We start from the raw sequence: 18,420 nt of genomic DNA, 5'->3' as shown, positions 1-18,420 counted from the left end.
TCGGTGCGTACGACGGTCCGTACGGGCGGACGTCAGTCGCGCTCGCCGCCGCCCAGGTGGTGGACGCGGACCATGTTGGTGGTGCCGGGGACGCCGGGCGGGGAGCCCGCGGTGATGATCACGATGTCACCCGCGTTGAACCGCTTGAGCTTGATCAGCTCCTGGTCGACCAGGTCGACCATCTCGTCGGTGCTGTTGACGAACGGCGCCACGTGCGACTCCACGCCCCAGCTGAGCGCCAGCTGGTTGCGGGTGGACTCGTCGGTGGTGAAGGCCAGGATCGGCTGCGTCGCGCGGTAGCGGGACAGCCGGCGGGCCGTGTCGCCGGACTGGGTGAAGGCCACCAGGCCCTTGCCGCCGAGGAAGTCGGCGATCTCGGCGGCGGCACGGGCCACCGAACCGCCCTGCGTGCGCGGCTTCTTGCCGGGCACCAGCGGCTGGAGGCCCTTGGACAGCAGCTCCTCCTCGGCCGCCGCGACGATCTTCGACATCGTCTTGACGGTCTCGATCGGGTACGCGCCCACGCTCGACTCCGCGGACAGCATCACCGCGTCGGCGCCGTCCAGGATCGCGTTGGCCACGTCGGAGGCCTCGGCGCGGGTCGGCCGGGAGTTGGTGATCATCGACTCCATCATCTGGGTCGCCACGATCACCGGCTTGGCGTTGCGCCGGCACAGCTCGATCAGGCGCTTCTGCACCATGGGGACCTTTTCGAGCGGGTACTCGACGGCGAGGTCGCCGCGGGCGACCATCACACCGTCGAACGCCATCACGACGTCCTCCATGTTCTCCACCGCCTGGGGCTTCTCCACCTTGGCGATGACGGGGACGCGGCGGCCCTCCTCGTCCATGACGCGGTGGACGTCGCCGACGTCCTTGGCGTCCCGGACGAAGGACAGCGCCACCATGTCGCAGCCCATGCGCAGCGCGAACCGCAGGTCCTCGATGTCCTTCTCGGACAGCGCGGGCACGTTCACGGCCGCGCCGGGCAGGTTGATGCCCTTGTGGTCGGAGATGACACCGCCCTCGATGACGATCGTCTTCACCCGCGGACCCTCGACGTCCAGGACCTTCAGCTCGACGTTGCCGTCGTTGATCAGGATCTGGTCGCCGCGCGAGACGTCGCCCGGCAGCCCCTTGTACGTCGTGCCGCAGATCTGCTTGTCGCCCGCGACGTCCTCGGTCGTGATGGTGAACTCGTCACCGCGCTCCAGCTCGACCGGGCCCTCGGCGAAGGTCTCCAGCCGGATCTTCGGGCCCTGGAGGTCGGCGAGGACCGCGATGGCCCGGCCGGTCTCCTTGGCCGCGGCACGGACCCGGTCGTACCGGCCCTGGTGCTCGGCGTGCGTGCCGTGGCTGAAGTTGAAGCGGGCCACGTTCATGCCGGCTTCGATCAGCGAGACGAGCTGCTCGTGGGAGTCGACCGCGGGGCCGAGGGTACAGACGATTTTCGAACGGCGCATGGGGCGATCCTAACGGTTTGTTTCGCTGCGGAATATTCCGTCTGGCGGAATATACAAGTGGGCGGGTCCGCGCTCAGTCGAGTGCCGGTGGAAGTGCCGGTGGAAGTACCCGTCGAATTCGCTTGCCCTTCACTTGTCCCGTGCTTGTCCTCGCTTGTCCTTGATTGTCTTCCGTCGTTCGTTCCTTGCTCGTGCCCTACTCGTGCTTTCCGACGAGTGCGTAGGTCTGCGCGGCGATCTCCATTTCCTCGTCCGTGGGCACCACGGCCACCGCGACCCGCGCGCCGTCCGGGGAGATCAGCCGCGCCTCACCGCCGCGCACGGCGTTCCGCGCGGCGTCCACCTCCAGGCCCAGCCCCGCAAGGCCCGCCACCGCCGCCGCGCGCACGAAGCCGGCGTTCTCCCCGACCCCGGCGGTGAAGGCGACGGCGTCCACCGTGCCGAGTACCGCGTAATAGGCGCCGATGTACTTCTTCAGCCGGTGGATGTAGATCTCGAACGCGAGCCGCGCCTGCTCGTCGCCCTCGTCCATCCGGCGCCGTATCTCCCGCATGTCGTTGTCGCCGCACAGACCGAACAGACCGCTCCTCTTGTTGAGGAGAGTGTCGATCTCGTCCATGGACATTCCGCCGACGCGCTGCAAATGGAAGATGACCGCCGGGTCGAGGTCGCCCGAACGGGTTCCCATCACCAGGCCCTCCAGCGGGGTGAGCCCCATGGAGGTGTCCACGCACCGCCCGCCCCGCACCGCCGAGGCGGACGCCCCGTTGCCCAGGTGCAGCACGATCACGTTGACGTCCTCGGGGGAGCGGCCCAGCAGCTCGGCCGTCCGGCGCGAGACATAGGCGTGCGAGGTGCCGTGGAAGCCGTAGCGCCGCACCCGGTAGCGGTCGGCGAGCTTGGTCTCGATGGCGTAGCGGGCGGCGGACTCCGGCATCGTGGTGTGGAAGGCCGTGTCGAAGACGGCGACCTGCGGCAGGTCCGGGCGCAGGGCCCGCGCGGTGCGGATGCCGGTGAGGTTGGCGGGGTTGTGCAGCGGCGCCACCGGGATCAGCCGCTCGATCTCGGTGAGCACCGCGTCGTCGATGACGGTCGGCTCGGTGAAGAACATGCCGCCGTGCACCACGCGGTGCCCGATCGCGGCCAGTTCGGGGGAGTCCAGGCCGAGGCCGTCGTGGGCCAGTTCCCCGGCGACGGCCTTGAGGGCGGCGTCGTGGTCGGCGATCGGGCCGTTCTGCTCGCGGGTCTCGCCGGTGGCCGGGCAGGTGTGCTTGAGCCGGGAGGTCTGCTCGCCGATGCGCTCGACCAGGCCCGTGGCGAGCCGGCTCGCGTCGCGCATGTCGAGCAGCTGGTACTTCAGGGACGAGGAGCCGGAGTTGAGGACGAGGACACGGGTCGCGTTCACGGGGGCAGGGGTTCTCTCTCGGACGTCAGCGGGCGGGTGCGGCGGGTGCGGCGGGTGCGGCGGGTGCGGCGGGTGTCCGGGCCTGGTCCTGGGCCTGGTCCTGGGCCTGGATCGCGGTGATGGCGACGGTGTTGACGATGTCCTGGACGAGGGCGCCGCGGGACAGGTCGTTGACCGGCTTGCGCAGCCCCTGGAGGACCGGGCCGACCGCGATGGCGCCGGCCGAGCGCTGCACGGCCTTGTAGGTGTTGTTGCCGGTGTTCAGGTCCGGGAAGACCAGCACGCTGGCCTGCCCGGCGACCTCCGAGCCGGGCAGCTTGGTCGCGGCCACCGAGGGCTCCACGGCCGCGTCGTACTGGATGGGCCCCTCGATCATCAGGTCCGGGCGGCGCAGCCGGACCAGGTCGGTCGCCTCGCGCACCTTGTCGACGTCGGCGCCGGTGCCGGAGGTGCCGGTGGAGTACGACAGCATGGCGATCCGCGGCTCGACGCCGAACTGGGCGGCGGTGGCCGCCGACTGCACGGCGATGTCGGCGAGCTGCTCGGCGTCCGGATCGGGGTTGACCGCGCAGTCGCCGTAGACGAGCACCTTGTCGGCCAGGCACATGAAGAACACCGAGGAGACGATCGACGCCTCGGGCTTTGTCTTGATGATCTCGAAGGCGGGCCGGATGGTCGCGGCCGTGGAGTGCACGGAGCCGGAGACCATGCCGTCGGCCAGGCCCTGCTGCACCATCAGCGTGCCGAAGTAGTTCACGTCGGATACCACGTCGTACGCCAGCTCGACCGTGACGCCCTTGTGGGCGCGCAGCCGGGCGTACTGCTCGGCGAAGGCGTCGCGCAGCTCGGAGACGGCCGGGTCGATGAGCTGGGTGGAGCCGAGGTCGATGCCGAGGTCGGCGGCCTTCTTGCGGATGGTCTCCACCGGGCCGAGCAGGGTCAGCTCGCACACCCCGCGGCGCAGCAGCACCTCCGCCGCGTGCAGCACGCGTTCCTCGGTGCCCTCGGGCAGCACGACCCGGCGCAGGTCGGAGCGGGCCTGTTCGAGGAGCTTGTGCTCGAACATCATCGGGGTGAGCCGGTCGCTGCTGGGCGCGGAGACCCGTTTGCTGAGGTCGGCGGTGTCGACGTACCGCTCGAACAGGCCGAGCGCGGTCTCCGCCTTGCGCGGGGTGGCCGCGTTCAGCTTGCCCTCCAGGGAGAACAGGCGTTCGGCGGTGGGGAAGCTGTTGCCGGAGACCGAGACGACCGGGGTGCCGGGCGCGAGCCGGGCGGCCAGGGTGAGGATCTCCTCGCCGGGCTCCTCGTTCAGCGTGAGCAGCACACCGGCGATGGGCGGGGTGCCGGCGCTGTGCGCGGCGAGCGAGCCGACGACCAGGTCGGCGCGGTCCCCGGGCGTGACGACCAGGCAGCCGGGGGTGAGCGCCTTGAGCAGGTTGGGCAGCATGGCGCCGCCGAAGACGAAGTCGAGCGCGTCGCGGGCGAGCCCCGACTCGTCGCCGAGCAGGATCCTGCCGTCCAGGACGTGGGTGATCTGCGCGACGGTCGGCGCGGACAGGGCCGGTTCGTCGGGCACCACGAAGCAGGGCACGGGCAGGCGGCCGGTCAGCCGCCCGGCTATCTCGTCGCGGTCCTCGCGGGCCACCCGGTTGGTGACCATGGCCAGCACGTCGCAGCCCAGGCCGTCGTAGGCGCGGTAGGCGTTGCGGGTCTCGGCGAGCACGGACTCGGCGCTCTGCTTGCGGCCGCCGACGACGGGCAGCACCGAGGCGCCGAACTCGTTGGCGAACCGGGCGTTGAGGGACAGCTCGTCCGGGAGCTGGGTGTCGGCGAAGTCGGTGCCGAGGACGAGCACGACGTCGTAGTCGCGGGCCACCCGGTGGAAGCGGTCGACGAGCGTGGAGACCAGCTCGTCGGTGCCCTGCTCGGCCTGGAGGGCGGACGCCTCCTGGTAGCCCATGCCGTAGACCGTCGCCGGGTCCTGTGTCAGCCGGTAGCGGGAGCGCAGCAGTTCGAAGAGCCGGTCCGGACCGTCGTGGACGAGCGGGCGGAAGACGCCCACCCGGTCGACCTGCCGGGTCAGCAGCTCCATGACACCCAGCTCGACGACCTGGCGGCCGTCGCCGCGGTCGATGCCGGTCACGTACACGCTGCGGGTCACGCGGGCACTCCGTTTCTCTGGTTCTTTGGCTTCCTGCGTCTTCTTCGGCTTCCTGGACCTCCGCGGGGGCGTCCGGGCCGCTCGGGGACAAAAATCGCCCACCGAGGTGAGCGGAACCCTCTTGACAATACCCCTGCCGGTAGATAAGGCGCCCGTCAAGTGGACGGGTCCCCGGCCAAGACGAAGCCGCCCGCGGAACATGAAACAATCGGACCGGATCACCGGTGTCAACAGTGGGCAGGAGACACAGCACGATGCGTATCGGAGTTCTCACGGCAGGCGGCGACTGTCCGGGGCTGAACGCGGTGATCCGGTCGGTGGTGCACCGAGCGGTCACGGCCTACGGCGACGAGGTCATCGGCTTCGAGGACGGCTACGCGGGCCTGCTCGACGGGCGCTACCGCGAGCTGGACCTCAACGCGGTCAGCGGCATCCTCGCCCGCGGCGGCACCATCCTCGGCTCCTCCCGGCTGGAGCGCGACCGGCTCCGCGAGGCCTGCGAGAACGCCTCCGACATGATCCACCGCTTCGGCATCGACGCGCTCATCCCGATCGGCGGCGAGGGCACCCTGACCGCCGCGCGGATGCTGTCGGACGCCGGACTGCCGGTGGTGGGCGTGCCCAAGACCATCGACAACGACATCTCCTCCACCGACCGCACCTTCGGCTTCGACACCGCCGTCGGCGTCGCCACCGAGGCGATGGACCGCCTGAAGACCACCGCCGAGTCCCACCAGCGGGTCATGGTCGTCGAGGTCATGGGCCGGCACGCGGGCTGGATCGCCCTGGAGTCCGGCATGGCCGCCGGCGCCCACGGCATCTGCCTGCCCGAGCGCCCCTTCGACCCGGCCGACCTGGTCAAGATGGTCGAGGAGCGCTTCTCCCGCGGCAAGAAGTTCGCCGTGATCTGCGTCGCCGAGGGCGCCCACCCCGCCGAGGGCAGCATGGACTACGGCAAGGGTGCCATCGACAAGTTCGGCCACGAGCGCTTCCAGGGCATCGGCACGGCCCTGGCGTACGAGCTGGAGCGCCGGCTCGGCAAGGAGGCCAAGCCGGTCATCCTCGGCCACGTCCAGCGCGGCGGCGTCCCCACCGCCTACGACCGCGTCCTCGCCACCCGCTTCGGCTGGCACGCGGTGGAGGCGGCGCACCAGGGCCGCTTCGGCCGTATGACCTCCCTGCGCGGCACCGACATCGTGATGGTCCCGCTCGCCGAGGCCGTCACCGAACTGAAGACGGTGCCGAAGGACCGCATGGACGAGGCCGAGTCGGTCTTCTAGGACTTCGGCGGGGCCTGTGGTCTTCTAGACTTCGGCCAGGGCGCGTGGCAGGGGGGGGGGGCGGCTACGGAGCCGCCTCCACCCGGGTCCAGAAGTGCTCCACGATCCGGTCGAGGAAATCCCGCCCGGCGTCGCCCGCGTCCCCGGCCGCGCTGCCCGCGGCCCAGCTCAGCGAGGCGACCATCTGCCCCTGGTAGTCCTGGTGCAGGGCCTGGAGGGCCTGTTCCAGGAGCGGCCGCTCGAGCGGCACCACCTTGGCCACCGGGCGCACGTACCCCTGCCAGCGGGTGCCGACGGCGCTGCGCAGCAGCTCGGCCAGGTGCTCCTCGCGCCCGGTGACGGCCACGAAGTCGGGCAGGTCCAGGGCGAGCGCCCCGGCCAGCGCCGCCGTCTGCCGCTCGGTGCCGCGCCACTCCTCGCGCTCCTCCATGCGCAGATAGCGGGGGAGTTCGAGACCCACGGCACGGGCCACGTCCTCCGGCCGCAGCCCCCGGGCGATGCGGTGCTCGCGCAGCGTGCGCGGGCGCGCGATCAGATCACCCGGCGCGCACCACAGCGCCCCGGCCAGCGCCGCCAGCTCGGGCCCCGAGGGCGCGGCGGACCCGCGCTCCCAGGCGATCACCAGGTCGGGGGTGATGTACGGCAGCCCGTAGGAGACCCGCATGCCGTGGGCGACGTGCTCGGGGCGCATGCCGAGGGCGGCGCGGATCCGGCGGGCGGCGGGGGCGTCGAAGGGGAGGGCGGGTGGTGATCGGTGCACGGCCACAACGTAGGAGCCCGCGGGGCCGCTGACCACGGGCCGTTCCCACAGGATCACGGGTTGTACGAACCTACGGGCGCCCGGTCCCGGTTCCTCCGGGACGGCCGTCGCGGCGCGCGGCGCGGCTCACCGGCCCGGCACCCACCGGTACACCAGCTCCGGGCGGCCCACCTGCCCGTACAGCGGGCGCCGGGCGGCGCGGCCGGAGTCCACCAGATGCTCCAGATAGCGGCGGGCCGTGATCCGCGAGATGCCGACCGCCTCGGCGAGACCGGCCGCCGTCAGGCCCTCCCCGGCGTCGCGCAGCGCGCCCGTCACCCGTTGCAGGGTCGGGGCGCTCAGGCCCTTGGGCAGCGCCGCCGGGCCGGGCGCGCGCAGCGCGGCGAGCGCCCGGTCGACCTCCTCCTGGCCGCCCGCCTCACCGGCCGCCGCCCGGAACTCCGCGTAGCGGACCAGCCGGTCCCGCAGCGTGGCGAAGGTGAACGGCTTCAGGACGTACTGCACCACGCCCAGCGAGACCCCCTCCCGCACCACCGCCAGATCCCGGGCCGAGGTCACCGCGATCACGTCCGCGTGGTGGCCGGCGGCCCGCAGCGAACGGGCGAGCTGGAGGCCGTGCACGTCCGGCAGGTGCAGATCCAGGAGGAGCAGATCCACCGGGGTGCGTTCCAGCGCCCGGCGGGCCTCGGCGCCGGTGTGCGCCTTGCCGACGGCGGTGAAGCCAGGCACCCGGCCCACGTACAGGACATGGGCGTCCGCCGCGACCGGGTCGTCCTCCACGACCAGGACCCGGATGGGCGGCTGCTCCGGCGGCGGACCGACCGGTCCCTCCGGCCCGCCTGCCGCGTCCGGACCGCCGGGGCCGCCCGGTCGTCCCTGCGGATGCCCGTGTCCCCGGGCTCGTCTGCCGGTGCCGTCGTCCGTCATGCGCCGCGTCCCGCCTGTTCCGCTCGCCCTGTTTGTCTCGCCTGCCCGGCTACTGCCTTTTTGCTCGCCGGTGTCCGGCCCGTGCTGTCGTCCGTGCGGGCCCCGGGAACGCCGTCGATGGCGGGACCGGCGGGACCGGCGGGACCGGCGGGACCGGCGGGGCTGGCCGCACCGGCGGGACCGCTCAGCGGGAGCCGGGCCGTGAACGCCGCGCCGCCCTCCGCGGCCGCCGCCACCGTCAGCGTGCCCCGGTGCCGCTGCACCGCCTGCCGGGCCAGCGCGAGCCCGAGCCCCCGGCCGCCGGGACCGGTCGGCTTGGTCGAGTAGCCGCGCTGGAAGACCAGGTCCGTGTGGTCGGGGTCGACACCCGGACCGCTGTCGGCGACCCGCAGCAGCAGCTCGCCGCGCGCGCCGCCCTCCCCGCTCATCCCGCTCTCCCCGCCCTCCCGGCCCGCTCCGCTCTCTGCGTTCACCGTCACCGTCACCCGGGCCCGCGCACCGCCCTGGGCCGCGTCCACCGCGTTGTCGATGAGATTGCCGAGGATCGTCACCAGGTCCCGGGCGGGCAGGGCGGCGGGCAGCAGTCCGTCGTCCAGACCGCTGTCCTCGGACACCACCAGCTCCACGCCCCGCTCGTTGGCCTGCGCGGTCTTGCCGAGCAGCAGCGCGGCCAGCACCGGCTCGCCGACCGCGGCGACCACCTGGTCGGTCAGCGCCTGGGCCAGCTCCAGCTCCGCCGTGGCGAACTCCACCGCCTCCTCGGCCCGGCCCAGCTCGATCAGCGACACCACCGTGTGCAGCCGGTTCGCGGCCTCGTGCGCCTGCGAGCGCAGCGCCTGGGTGAAACCGCGCTCCGAGTCCAGCTCGCCCATCAGCGACTGGAGCTCGGTGACATCGCGCAGGGTGACCACGGTGCCCCGGCGCTCACCGCCGGAGACGGGGGAGGTGTTCACCACCAGGACCCGCGAGTCCGTGAGGTGCACCTCGTCCACCCGCGGCTCGGACGCCAGCAGGGCCCCGGTCAGCGGAGCGGGCAGCCCGAGCCCGGCCACCGAACGGCCCACCACCTCCGCCTCGCCGCTGGCGCCGCCCACCCCGAGCAGTTCCCGGCCGCCGTCGTTGATGAGGGCCACCCGGTAGTGCGCGTCCAGCATCAGCAGCCCCTCGCGCACCGCGTGCAGCGCCGCCTGGTGGTAGTCGTGCATCCGGCTCAGCTCGTCCGCGTTCATCCCGTGGGTGTGCCGGCGCAGCCGGGCGTTGATGACGTACGTGGCGACCGCGCCCAGCGCGAGGATGCCCGCCGCGACCCCGAACAGCGCTGTGACCTGCTCCTGCACCCGCCGGCTTATCGCCTCCACCTTGATACCGGCGCTGACCAGGCCGACGACGCGCCCGTCGGCGTCCTCGACGGGGGTGACCGCGCGGACGGAGGGGCCCAGGGTGCCGGTGTACGTCTCGGTGAAGGACTCGCCGTGCCGGGCGCGGGAGATGTTGCCGAGGAAGGGCCGGCCGATCTCGCCGGGGTCCGGGTGGGTCCAGCGGATGCCCTGCGGCGTCATGATCGTCACGAAGTCGACGCCGGTGTCCCGCTGCACCTTCAGCGCGTACGGCTGGAGCAGCGCGGTGGGGTCCGCGGTGCCGATCGCGGACCGTACCGAGGGGGAGTCGGCGATGGAGCGGGCCACCGCCGTGGTCTGGCGGCGGGCCGCGCTCTCCGCCTGGCCGCGGTCGCTGACGAAGGTGAACAGCGCGTATCCGGCCACGACGAGCGCCAGCAGCACCGCCTGCATGGCGAAGAGCTGGCCCGCCAGGCTGCGGGGTCTCGGGAGGACGGTCAGGCGCATGCCGTTCAGTCTGCCTCCGAGCCGTGGCGTGAACTAAATGAACGGAAGGGTGACCGCCCTCACACGAGAGGAGATAGTCGCGGCATCCCCGAATTCCCCCGGACGTGAGCCGCACGCCGGTGATGCCGATGACGTCGTCAAGGAGGGCCGCCGTGACCAGCACAGCCGATACGGCACCTGCCGCGCCCGCAGCAGGGCCCGGCCCCGCAGCCAAGCGGGACCGCACCCACTATCTCTATCTGGCGGTCATCGCCGCGGTGGTCCTCGGTGTCGCCGTCGGGTTCGCCGCACCGGACACCGCCAAGGAACTGAAGCCGCTGGGCACCGGCTTCGTGAACCTGATCAAGATGATGATCTCCCCGATCATCTTCTGCACGATCGTGCTGGGCGTCGGTTCGGTGCGCAAGGCGGCCAAGGTCGGCAAGGTGGGCGGCCTCGCCCTCGGCTACTTCATCGCCATGTCGTTCGTCGCGCTGGCCATCGGCCTGGTGATCGGCAACCTGGTCCACCCGGGCAGCGGCATGCACCTCACCGAGGCGGTCAAGGGCGTCGGCCACGCCCAGGCGGACGCCGCCAAGGAGGGCCCGGTCGACTTCGTGCTCGGGATCATCCCGACCACGCTGGTGTCGTCCTTCACCGAGGGCGAGGTGCTCCAGACCCTGCTGGTCGCGCTGCTCGTCGGGTTCGCGCTCCAGGCCATGGGCCGCAAGGGCGAGCCGGTGCTGCGCGGGGTGGAGCACATCCAGCGGCTGGTCTTCCGCATCCTCGCCATGATCATGTGGGCCGCGCCCATCGGTGCCTTCGGCGCCATGGCCGCCGTCGTGGGCGAGACGGGCGTCGACGCCCTGAAGGCGCTCGCCACGATCATGTTCGGCTTCTACGTCACCTGTCTGCTCTTCGTGATCGTGGTGCTCGGCACCCTGACGCGGCTGGTGGCCGGCGTCAACATCTTCCAGCTGCTGAAGTACCTGGGCCGGGAGTTCCTGCTGATCCTGTCCACGTCCTCGTCGGAGTCCGCGCTGCCCCGGCTGATCGCCAAGATGGAGCACCTGGGCGTGAGCCGCCCGGTCGTCGGCATCACCGTGCCGACCGGCTACTCCTTCAACCTCGACGGCACCATGATCTACCTGACCATGGCCTCGCTGTTCATCGCGGACGCCATGGACCAGCCGCTCTCCATCGGCCAGCAGATCACCCTGCTGCTGTTCATGATGATCGCCTCCAAGGGCGCGGCGGGTGTCACCGGCGCCGGTCTGGCCACGCTCGCCGGTGCCCTCCAGTCCCACAAGCCCGCCCTGGTGGACGGCGTCGGCCTCATCGTCGGCATCGACCGCTTCATGAGCGAGGCCCGCGCCCTCACCAACTTCGCGGGCAACGCCGTCGCCACCCTGCTGATCGGCACCTGGACCGGCGAGGTCGACCAGGACCGGGTGCGGCGGGTGCTCGCGGGGGACCTGCCCTTCGACGAGCGGACGCTGCTGGACGACTCGGATGACTCCGGCGACTCCGGTGACTCCGGTACGGCCGTGGCCGGTTCCGGACTGCCCGAGCAGCGCGAGGACGGCGGGAAGGAACTCGCCAAGGCGTGAGGCCCTGACGCCCGCGTACGCCCTCCGCTCCCTCCGTACGCCCTCCGCGCTCCCTCTACGTCCGCTGCTCCCCCCGTACGTCCCCTGCTCCCTCCCCCCGTACGTCCCCTGCTCCGGACGCCCGGCTCTGCCTGAACCCGGGCCGGGCGTCCGGCCACCCCAGAGCCGCCGAGCGGCCGAGCCCCTCTCCCCCGTCGGGCCCGGCCGCTCGGCTTCTGGCGTGCCCGGGGCCGGACCCCGCCACCTCCGCCTGGGGGACCGGCCGCTCAGCCGCTCAGCCGGGCCACCAGCGCCCCCGCCGCAGCGGCCGGCATCCCCGCCGAGGTGAGGACGGTGACGGCCGCCGAACGCCCCGCGTCGGGCGCCGCGAGCAGACCGTCGTTCACCGCCTCCATCAGCGCGAACATCACCTGTTCGTGGACGTAGGCGAGGGCGGCGGCGGGCAGCGGCGAGCTGAAGACGCCCTCGTCGAGACCGCTCTGGAGGACCTCCGCGCAACTGGCCCGCACGGGCGTCAGGCGCTCACGGATGCCCTGCATGGTGACCGTGCGCTGGGCGAGCGCCACCAGCAGCCGGTAGCGGTCGGCGATGGGCCAGATCCCCAGCACGGAACGCGCCAGCGCCTCCGCCGGGTCGGCGGCGCCCGCGCGCCCGGCGGCGTGCGCGTCCGCCAGCGTCTGCACGGCGTCGTCGACGAGCGTGCTGATCAGCGCCTCGCGGCTGGGGAAGTGCCCGTACACCGTGCGCCGTACCACCCCCGCGGCGCGCGCGATCTGGTCCATGGACGCGTCGGGGTCGCGCAGCAGCTCGGCGAGGGCGACGTCGAGGATGCGGCGTCGATTGGCGTCGGCGCGCGTGGTGTTACCCGTGGTCATGGCTGACATTGTGCCCTCCTCGCGACTTGCACAGCTCTGTGCAACGACGTACATTGCACATCGTTGTGCAACTGCACAGCTCTGTGCAAGTAGTTGTCGTGCACGTCTCGTCGCGCACCCGAGGAAGGCGACCCCTGCCATGCGACTCGTCATGACCGAACCGGTCGGACCGACGGACCGCCCCTACGCCCGGCGCTGGTGGGCGCTCCTGGTGCTCTGCCTGAGCCTGCTGATCATCGTGATGGCCAACACCGCCCTCACGGTCGCCGCCCCGGACATGACCCGCGACCTGGGCCTGTCCGGCGCCGACCTGCAATGGGTGATCGACGGCTACACCGTCCCGTACGCGGCCCTGATGCTGCTGCTCGGCGCGATCGGCGACAAGTACAGCCGCCGGGGCGCGCTCGTCCTCGGCCTCGTCGTCTTCGGCGGCGGCGCCGTCTTCGGCTCGCTGGCCGACAGCGCCGCCACCGTCATCGCGGCCCGCGCGGTCATGGGTGTCGGCGCCGCGCTGATCATGCCCGCCACGCTCTCCCTGCTGGCCGCGACCTTCCCGCGCGCCGAACGCGCCAAGGCCATCACCCTGTGGACCGCCACCGCCGGACTCGCCATCGCGGCCGGACCGGTCGTCGCCGGAGCGCTGCTGAAGAACCACGGCTGGGCGTCGACGTTCCTGATCAACGTGCCCATCGCCGCCGTCGCCCTGGTCGCGGCCTTCGTCCTCGTCCCGCCGTCCCGGGCCGGACACCACGACCGCATCGACTACGTCGGCGGAGCGCTCTCCGTGCTGTGGATCGGCGCACTGGTCTACATGATCATCGAGGGGCCGCACTTCGGCTGGGACGCCAAGGCGGTCACCGCGGCCGTCGTCGCGGGCGCGGGCCTGGTGGCCTTCGTCCTGTGGGAGCTGCGCCACCCGCGCCCCATCCTGGACGTACGCCGCTTCACCGGCCGCCGCTTCGCGGGCTCCAACCTCGCCGTCGCCCTGTTCTTCCTGGCCGTCTTCGGCGCCTTCTACTACCTCACCCAGCACCTCCAGTTCGTCCTCGGCTACGACGCCCTCGCCACCGGTGTGCGCATGCTGCCGCTGGCCGGCGCGGTCTTCGCCGGCTCCGCCCTCACCGGCTACCTCACCCCGCGCGTCGGCATGAAGTGGACGGTCACCGCGGGCATGGTCGGCGGCACCGTCGCCCTCGCCCTGCTCACCCGGGTCGACGGCGCCTCCTCCTACGGCGACTTCGTGGCCCCGCTGATCGTGCTCGGCCTGGCCATCGGCCTCGCCCTCTCACCCTGCACCGACGCCATCATGGGCGCCTTCCCCGAGTCCGAACTCGGCGTCGGCGGCGCCGTCAACGACACCTCGCTGGAACTCGGCGGCTCGCTCGGCATCGCCATCCTCGGCTCGCTGCTGTCCACCTCGTACTCCGGCCACCTCGCCGACGCGACCACGGGCAGCAAGCTTCCGGCGGACACCCTGGCCACCGCCCAGGACTCGGTCGGCGCCGGATACGCCGTCGCCCAGGGCATCGGCGACAAGGCCCAGCAGCTCGCCGAGCGCGCCGCCCACACCGCCGACCCGCAGCAGGCCGCCCAGCTCAAGGCCCAGGCCGGGCAACTCGTCGAGGGCGCCCGGCAGATGAAGGACGCGGTCGGCTCCTCCTTCGCCGACGCCGTCTCCCACACCAGCCTGATCGGCGCCGTCATCCTCGGCGCGGGCACCCTCGCGGTGGCCCTGCTGATGCCCCGCGGCACCCACCGCGACCAGGAGCCCGCCGCGGCGGAGCAGACGAAGGCGGAGAACCCCGAGGTCGGCGCCCTGAACTGAAACGCCCCCGTCGGCGTCTCTCACCGCGATGCACTACCGTGCCGTGCCGTGCCGGATCACCCTCCGGCACGGCACGGCGCACCCGCGTGAGCGGGTGGTCGGCACACAGCGGCAGATACAGACAGAGCCGCAGCCGCGGACACAGACGCAGATGGAGGGCAACGGGGGATGGCGATCGACTGGGACCGGCGCACCTGCGCGCGCAAGGGCCATGTGACCTACGCGCCGGACGACCCCCGGCTGCGCATCCGGCTGCACGCCGACACCCCGCTCGGCGAGGTCTGGCGCTGCCTGCGCTGCGGCGACTTCGTCCTCGGCGAGCCGCACGGAGCGGGCCCGGCCGCCGACGCCCCGCTGGTGCCGCGCGGCAAGGTGCTGCGGGACCTGTTCATCCTGCGATTCCTGGCCCTGGAACGGGTCGTGCGCGGCGTCTTCATCGTCCTCGTCGCGGTCGCCGTCTGGAAATTCAGCAACAGCCAGGACGCGGTACGCCGCCTCTTCAACGAGTACCTGGACGTGTTCCGCCCCGTCTTCAGACACTTCCACTACGACCTCGACCATTCACCGGTCGTCGGCACCATCCAGAAGACCTTCGGCTACAAGCACTCCACCCTGCTCCTGGTCGCCGGACTCCTGCTCGCCTACGCCCTCATCGAGATCATCGAGGCCGTCGGCCTCTGGTACGCCAAACGCTGGGCCGAATACCTCACGGTGGTCGCCACCGCCGCCTTCCTCCCCCTGGAGATCTACGAACTCACCGAGCACATCAGCGCCGTGAAGATCACCACCCTCACCCTCAACATCCTCGCCGTCCTCTACATCGCCCTCACCAAACGCCTCTTCGGCCTCCGCGGCGGCCGCCGAGCCTTCGACGAGGAACGCCACAGCGCGTCCCTGCTGGAGGTGGAACACTCGGCGGGGGTGCTGGTCTGAGCCGGGCCGAGAACAGGGGAGCGCGCAGCCGGACGTCGACCGGGCGGCCTCTCTTGCCTTGACGCAGACGTCAAGCCGTACCGTCGGGGGCATGCGAATCGGTGAGCTGGCCGAGCGGGCCGGGACCACGGCGCGGGCGTTGCGGTACTACGAGTCGCGGGGGCTGCTGCCCGCGCGGCGGGACGCGCAGGGGTATCGGACGTACGACGAGCGTGATCTGGAGCTGTTGCGGCAGATCAGGACGTTGCGGGACTTCGGGTTCGAGCTGGAGGAGACGCGGCCGTTCGTGGAGTGTCTGCGGGCCGGGCATCCGGAGGGGGACGCGTGTCCGGCGTCGCTGGTGGTCTACCGGCGCAAGCTGGCCGAGCTGGACGCGCTGATCGGTGAGCTGACGGCGGTGCGGGCGCAGGTCGGGGCGCAGTTGGCGCGGGCCGAGCGGGCGCGGGACGGGCTGGCCGCCGAGGCGCTGGTTCCGGGGGGTCCGGAGCCGTTGTGCGAGCTGGGAGGGCAGGAGCGGTGATCAAGCAGGTGGCGGGTGTGGAGGAAGTGACCGACGCGGACTTCGGGGAGCGGGTGCTGGGGGCGGAGCTGCCGGTGCTGGTGCAGTTCACGGCCGAGTGGTGCGGGCCGTGCCGGCAGCTGGCGCCGGTGCTGGGGGCCGTCGCCGCCGAGGAGGGCGACCGGTTGAAGATCGTCCAGCTGGACGTGGACCGCAGTCCGGAGACGACGATCCGGTACGGGGTGCTGGGCACGCCGACGCTCATGGTCTTCCGGGGCGGGGAGCCGGTGCGGTCGATGGTGGGCGCGCGGCCGAAGCGGCGGCTGCTGGAGGAGCTGGCCGACGTGCTCTGACAGGAGTGCGCGGGCAACAGAAAATCCCCTGGGCAATTGCGCCCGGGGGATTTCTTTGCGTATATTCGGTGGTTCGCGACTTCATGAAGAATATGGTCGCGGAGAAGTGCAGTGACCACAGTATATGCGGGCGGGAGCTGAATTGTCAAACACCGGCTTTTCTGACGAGGAATTGCGTCGGGAACAGGAATTCATCGACGGGCTGTACCGGCTCGTCGACGCGCTGCGCGGTGACACCGAGGCCGGCGTCGCGGACGCCCTCGCCCAGGGCAACACGCCCCTCCAGGCCCGGCTGGAGCGGGACATCCTGGTCGCCGAGCGCTCCGGGCTGCTCGCCGCGCTGAACGCCGTGGACGGCTCGCTCTGCTTCGGCCGGATCGACCTGACCGACGGCGCCAGCCACCACATCGGCCGGATCGGGCTGCGCGCGGACGACACCGAACGCACCCCGGTCCTGATCGACTGGCGGGCGGACGTGGCCCGGCCCTTCTACCTGGCCACCGGCCACACCCCGATGGGCCTGCGCCGCCGCCGGCACCTGACCACCGAGGGCCGCCGGGTCACCGCCCTGCACGACGAGATCCTCGACCTGGGCGACGCCACCCGCACCGGGTACGAGGACCCGACCGGCGACGCGGTGCTGCTCGCCGCGCTCGACTCCGCGCGCACCGGCCGGATGGGCGACATCGTGCGCACCATCCAGGCCGACCAGGACCGCATCATCCGCGCCCCGCACCGCGGTGTGCTGGTCGTCGAGGGCGGCCCCGGCACCGGCAAGACCGCCGTGGCGCTGCACCGGGCCGCCTATCTGCTCTACGAGCACCGGGAACTGCTCGCCCGGCGGGCCGTGCTGATCGTGGGCCCCAACCCGGCGTTCCTCGGCTACATCGGCGAGGTGCTGCCCTCGCTCGGCGAGACCGGTGTGCTGCTGGCGACCGTGGGCGAGCTGTTCCCCGGGGTGCGGGCGACGGCGACCGACACGCCCGAGGCGGCGGCCGTCAAGGGCCGCGCCGACATGGCCGGTGTGCTCGCCGCCGTCGTACGCGACCGGCAGGCGCTGCCCGACCCGGTGCTTGCCATCGAGCACGACCGCGAGGTCCTGATGCTCGACGACGGCCTGGTGCGGGTGGCCCGCGAGCGCACCCGCGCCGCGAAGCTGCCGCACAACGCGGCGCGCGAGCACTTCGAGGGCCACATCCTCAACACGCTCACCGACATGGTCGCCGAGCGCATCGGCACCGACCCCTACGACGGCTCCAACCTGCTCGACGCCAGCGACATCACCCAGATCCGCGACGAACTCGCCGAGAACCCGGAGGTCTGGTCGGCCATCGACCGGCTGTGGCCCCGGCTCACCCCGCGCCGCCTGGTCGCGGACTTCCTCGCCGCGCCGGAGGGCTACGTCCGCGACGAGGACGCCGCCGCGATCCGCCGCCCGGTCACCCGCGCCTGGACCGTCGCGGACGTACCGCTGCTCGACGAGGCCGCCGAACTGCTCGGCGAGGACGACCGGGTGGCCCGCGCCCGCGCCGAACGCGAACGCGAGAACCAGGTGGCGTACGCGCAGGGCGTGCTGGACGTCTCCTACGCCTCGCGGACCTACGAGTTCGACGACAAGGACGAGGAGGACTCCGAGGTCCTGTCCGCGCACGACATCATCGACGCCGAGCGGTTCGCCGAGCGCCACGAGGAGGACGACCACCGCAGCGCCGCCGAGCGCGCGGCGGCCGACCGCACCTGGGCGTTCGGGCACATCATCGTCGACGAGGCGCAGGAGCTGTCCCCGATGGCCTGGCGGCTGCTGATGCGGCGCAGCCCGACCCGCTCGATGACCCTCGTCGGCGACCCCGCGCAGACCGCGGAGGCGGCCGGTGTCGGCTCCTGGGCGGACATCCTGCGGCCCTATGTCGAGGACCGCTGGGAACACACCCGGCTCGGCGTCAACTACCGTACGCCCGCCGAGATCATGGACCTCGCGGCGGCCGTGGTACGCGCCGAGAACCCCGAGTTCACCCCGCCCAGCTCGGTGCGCTCCACCGGCGTACGCCCCTGGGTGCGCGCCACCGGCGACCTGCCCGGCGCGGTGGCGAAGGCCGTCGCCGAACTCACCCCGGACGAGGGACGGCTCGCCGTGATCGCCCCGCGCGACCTGCACCGCCGCCTGGTCGCCCGGCTGGACGGCGTCACCGCGGGCGCGGAGCCCGACCTGACCCGCACGGTCGTCCTCCTCGACCCGCGCCAGGCCAAGGGCCTGGAGTTCGACTCGGTCCTGGTCGTCGAGCCGGGCCGCTACGGCACCAGCGACCTGTACGTGGCCCTGACCCGCGCGACCCAGCGGCTGGGGGTGCTGCACACCGAACCCCTCCCGGAGGGGTTGTCGGATGTGACCTGACGCGCCGTGGGGGGGGGGCCCCCGCCCCCCCGGGCCCCCCCCCCCCCCCGCGGGGGGGGTTCACGCCCCCCCCCCGGGGGCCCCCCCCTTTTAACCAACTAGGGGGGGTAGCTG

14 protein-coding genes are annotated in these 18,420 nt (G+C 72.3%); 7 read left to right on the top strand and 7 right to left on the bottom strand.

Annotated elements, in window-relative coordinates:
• Positions 1-32 precede the first annotated feature (32 nt).
• The 3 genes from pyk to pta form a co-directional block, all read right to left on the bottom strand.
• Positions 33-1,463, bottom strand: a complete 1,431-nt coding sequence (gene pyk, locus ACWDYF_RS22670; RefSeq protein WP_389466578.1) for a pyruvate kinase — start codon at positions 1,461-1,463, stop codon at positions 33-35.
• Positions 1,464-1,659: 196 nt separating this feature from the next.
• Positions 1,660-2,868 (bottom strand): acetate kinase, encoded by a 1,209-nt coding sequence (locus ACWDYF_RS22665; RefSeq protein ID WP_389466581.1) that lies wholly within the window; start codon positions 2,866-2,868, stop codon positions 1,660-1,662.
• 25 nt (positions 2,869-2,893) lie between these two features.
• On the bottom strand, positions 2,894-5,029 hold the full coding sequence (gene pta, locus ACWDYF_RS22660; protein ID WP_389466583.1) for a phosphate acetyltransferase: 2,136 nt from the start codon (positions 5,027-5,029) through the stop codon (positions 2,894-2,896).
• 254 nt (positions 5,030-5,283) lie between these two features.
• Between pta and ACWDYF_RS22655 the strand changes: the two genes are divergently transcribed.
• Positions 5,284-6,309 (top strand): ATP-dependent 6-phosphofructokinase, encoded by a 1,026-nt coding sequence (locus ACWDYF_RS22655; protein WP_389466585.1) that lies wholly within the window; start codon positions 5,284-5,286, stop codon positions 6,307-6,309.
• A 64-nt stretch (positions 6,310-6,373) separates the two neighbouring features.
• Here the strand turns inward: ACWDYF_RS22655 and ACWDYF_RS22650 are convergent, their stop codons facing one another.
• The 3 genes from ACWDYF_RS22650 to ACWDYF_RS22640 form a co-directional block, all read right to left on the bottom strand.
• Positions 6,374-7,069 (bottom strand): helix-turn-helix domain-containing protein, encoded by a 696-nt coding sequence (locus ACWDYF_RS22650; RefSeq protein WP_389466588.1) that lies wholly within the window; start codon positions 7,067-7,069, stop codon positions 6,374-6,376.
• A 126-nt stretch (positions 7,070-7,195) separates the two neighbouring features.
• Positions 7,196-7,996: a response regulator gene (locus ACWDYF_RS22645; protein ID WP_389466591.1), complete on the bottom strand. Its 801-nt coding sequence runs from the start codon at positions 7,994-7,996 to the stop codon at positions 7,196-7,198.
• Complete coding sequence (locus tag ACWDYF_RS22640; RefSeq protein WP_389466593.1) at positions 7,993-9,840, bottom strand: sensor histidine kinase; 1,848 nt, start codon at positions 9,838-9,840, stop codon at positions 7,993-7,995. Before ACWDYF_RS22640 ends, ACWDYF_RS22645 begins: the two co-directional genes overlap by 4 nt.
• Positions 9,841-9,992: 152 nt before the next feature.
• Here ACWDYF_RS22640 and ACWDYF_RS22635 point away from each other — a divergent pair, with 152 nt between their 5' ends.
• Positions 9,993-11,429 (top strand): cation:dicarboxylate symporter family transporter, encoded by a 1,437-nt coding sequence (locus tag ACWDYF_RS22635; RefSeq protein WP_389466596.1) that lies wholly within the window; start codon positions 9,993-9,995, stop codon positions 11,427-11,429.
• A 266-nt stretch (positions 11,430-11,695) separates the two neighbouring features.
• Here ACWDYF_RS22635 and ACWDYF_RS22630 read toward each other — a convergent pair whose 3' ends face one another.
• Positions 11,696-12,313: a TetR/AcrR family transcriptional regulator gene (locus ACWDYF_RS22630; RefSeq protein ID WP_026253173.1), complete on the bottom strand. Its 618-nt coding sequence runs from the start codon at positions 12,311-12,313 to the stop codon at positions 11,696-11,698.
• Between the two features lie 130 nt (positions 12,314-12,443).
• Here ACWDYF_RS22630 and ACWDYF_RS22625 point away from each other — a divergent pair, with 130 nt between their 5' ends.
• The 5 genes from ACWDYF_RS22625 (at position 12,444) to ACWDYF_RS22605 (ending at position 18,306) form a co-directional block, all read left to right on the top strand.
• Complete coding sequence (locus tag ACWDYF_RS22625; RefSeq protein WP_389466599.1) at positions 12,444-14,129, top strand: MFS transporter; 1,686 nt, start codon at positions 12,444-12,446, stop codon at positions 14,127-14,129.
• Positions 14,130-14,297: 168 nt separating this feature from the next.
• Positions 14,298-15,062 (top strand): DUF2127 domain-containing protein, encoded by a 765-nt coding sequence (locus ACWDYF_RS22620; protein WP_381742700.1) that lies wholly within the window; start codon positions 14,298-14,300, stop codon positions 15,060-15,062.
• 91 nt (positions 15,063-15,153) lie between these two features.
• Positions 15,154-15,582, top strand: a complete 429-nt coding sequence (locus ACWDYF_RS22615; RefSeq protein ID WP_389466602.1) for a MerR family transcriptional regulator — start codon at positions 15,154-15,156, stop codon at positions 15,580-15,582.
• Complete coding sequence (locus ACWDYF_RS22610) at positions 15,582-15,914, top strand: thioredoxin family protein (RefSeq protein ID WP_389466629.1); 333 nt, start codon at positions 15,582-15,584, stop codon at positions 15,912-15,914. Before ACWDYF_RS22615 ends, ACWDYF_RS22610 begins: the two co-directional genes overlap by 1 nt.
• A gap of 124 nt (positions 15,915-16,038) precedes the next feature.
• Positions 16,039-18,306: a HelD family protein gene (locus ACWDYF_RS22605; RefSeq protein WP_389466604.1), complete on the top strand. Its 2,268-nt coding sequence runs from the start codon at positions 16,039-16,041 to the stop codon at positions 18,304-18,306.
• The last annotated feature ends 114 nt before the right edge of the window (positions 18,307-18,420 follow it).

The organism is Streptomyces sp. NPDC003284 (assembly GCF_053589675.1).
This window is presented reverse-complemented; position numbering and strand designations above follow the sequence as displayed.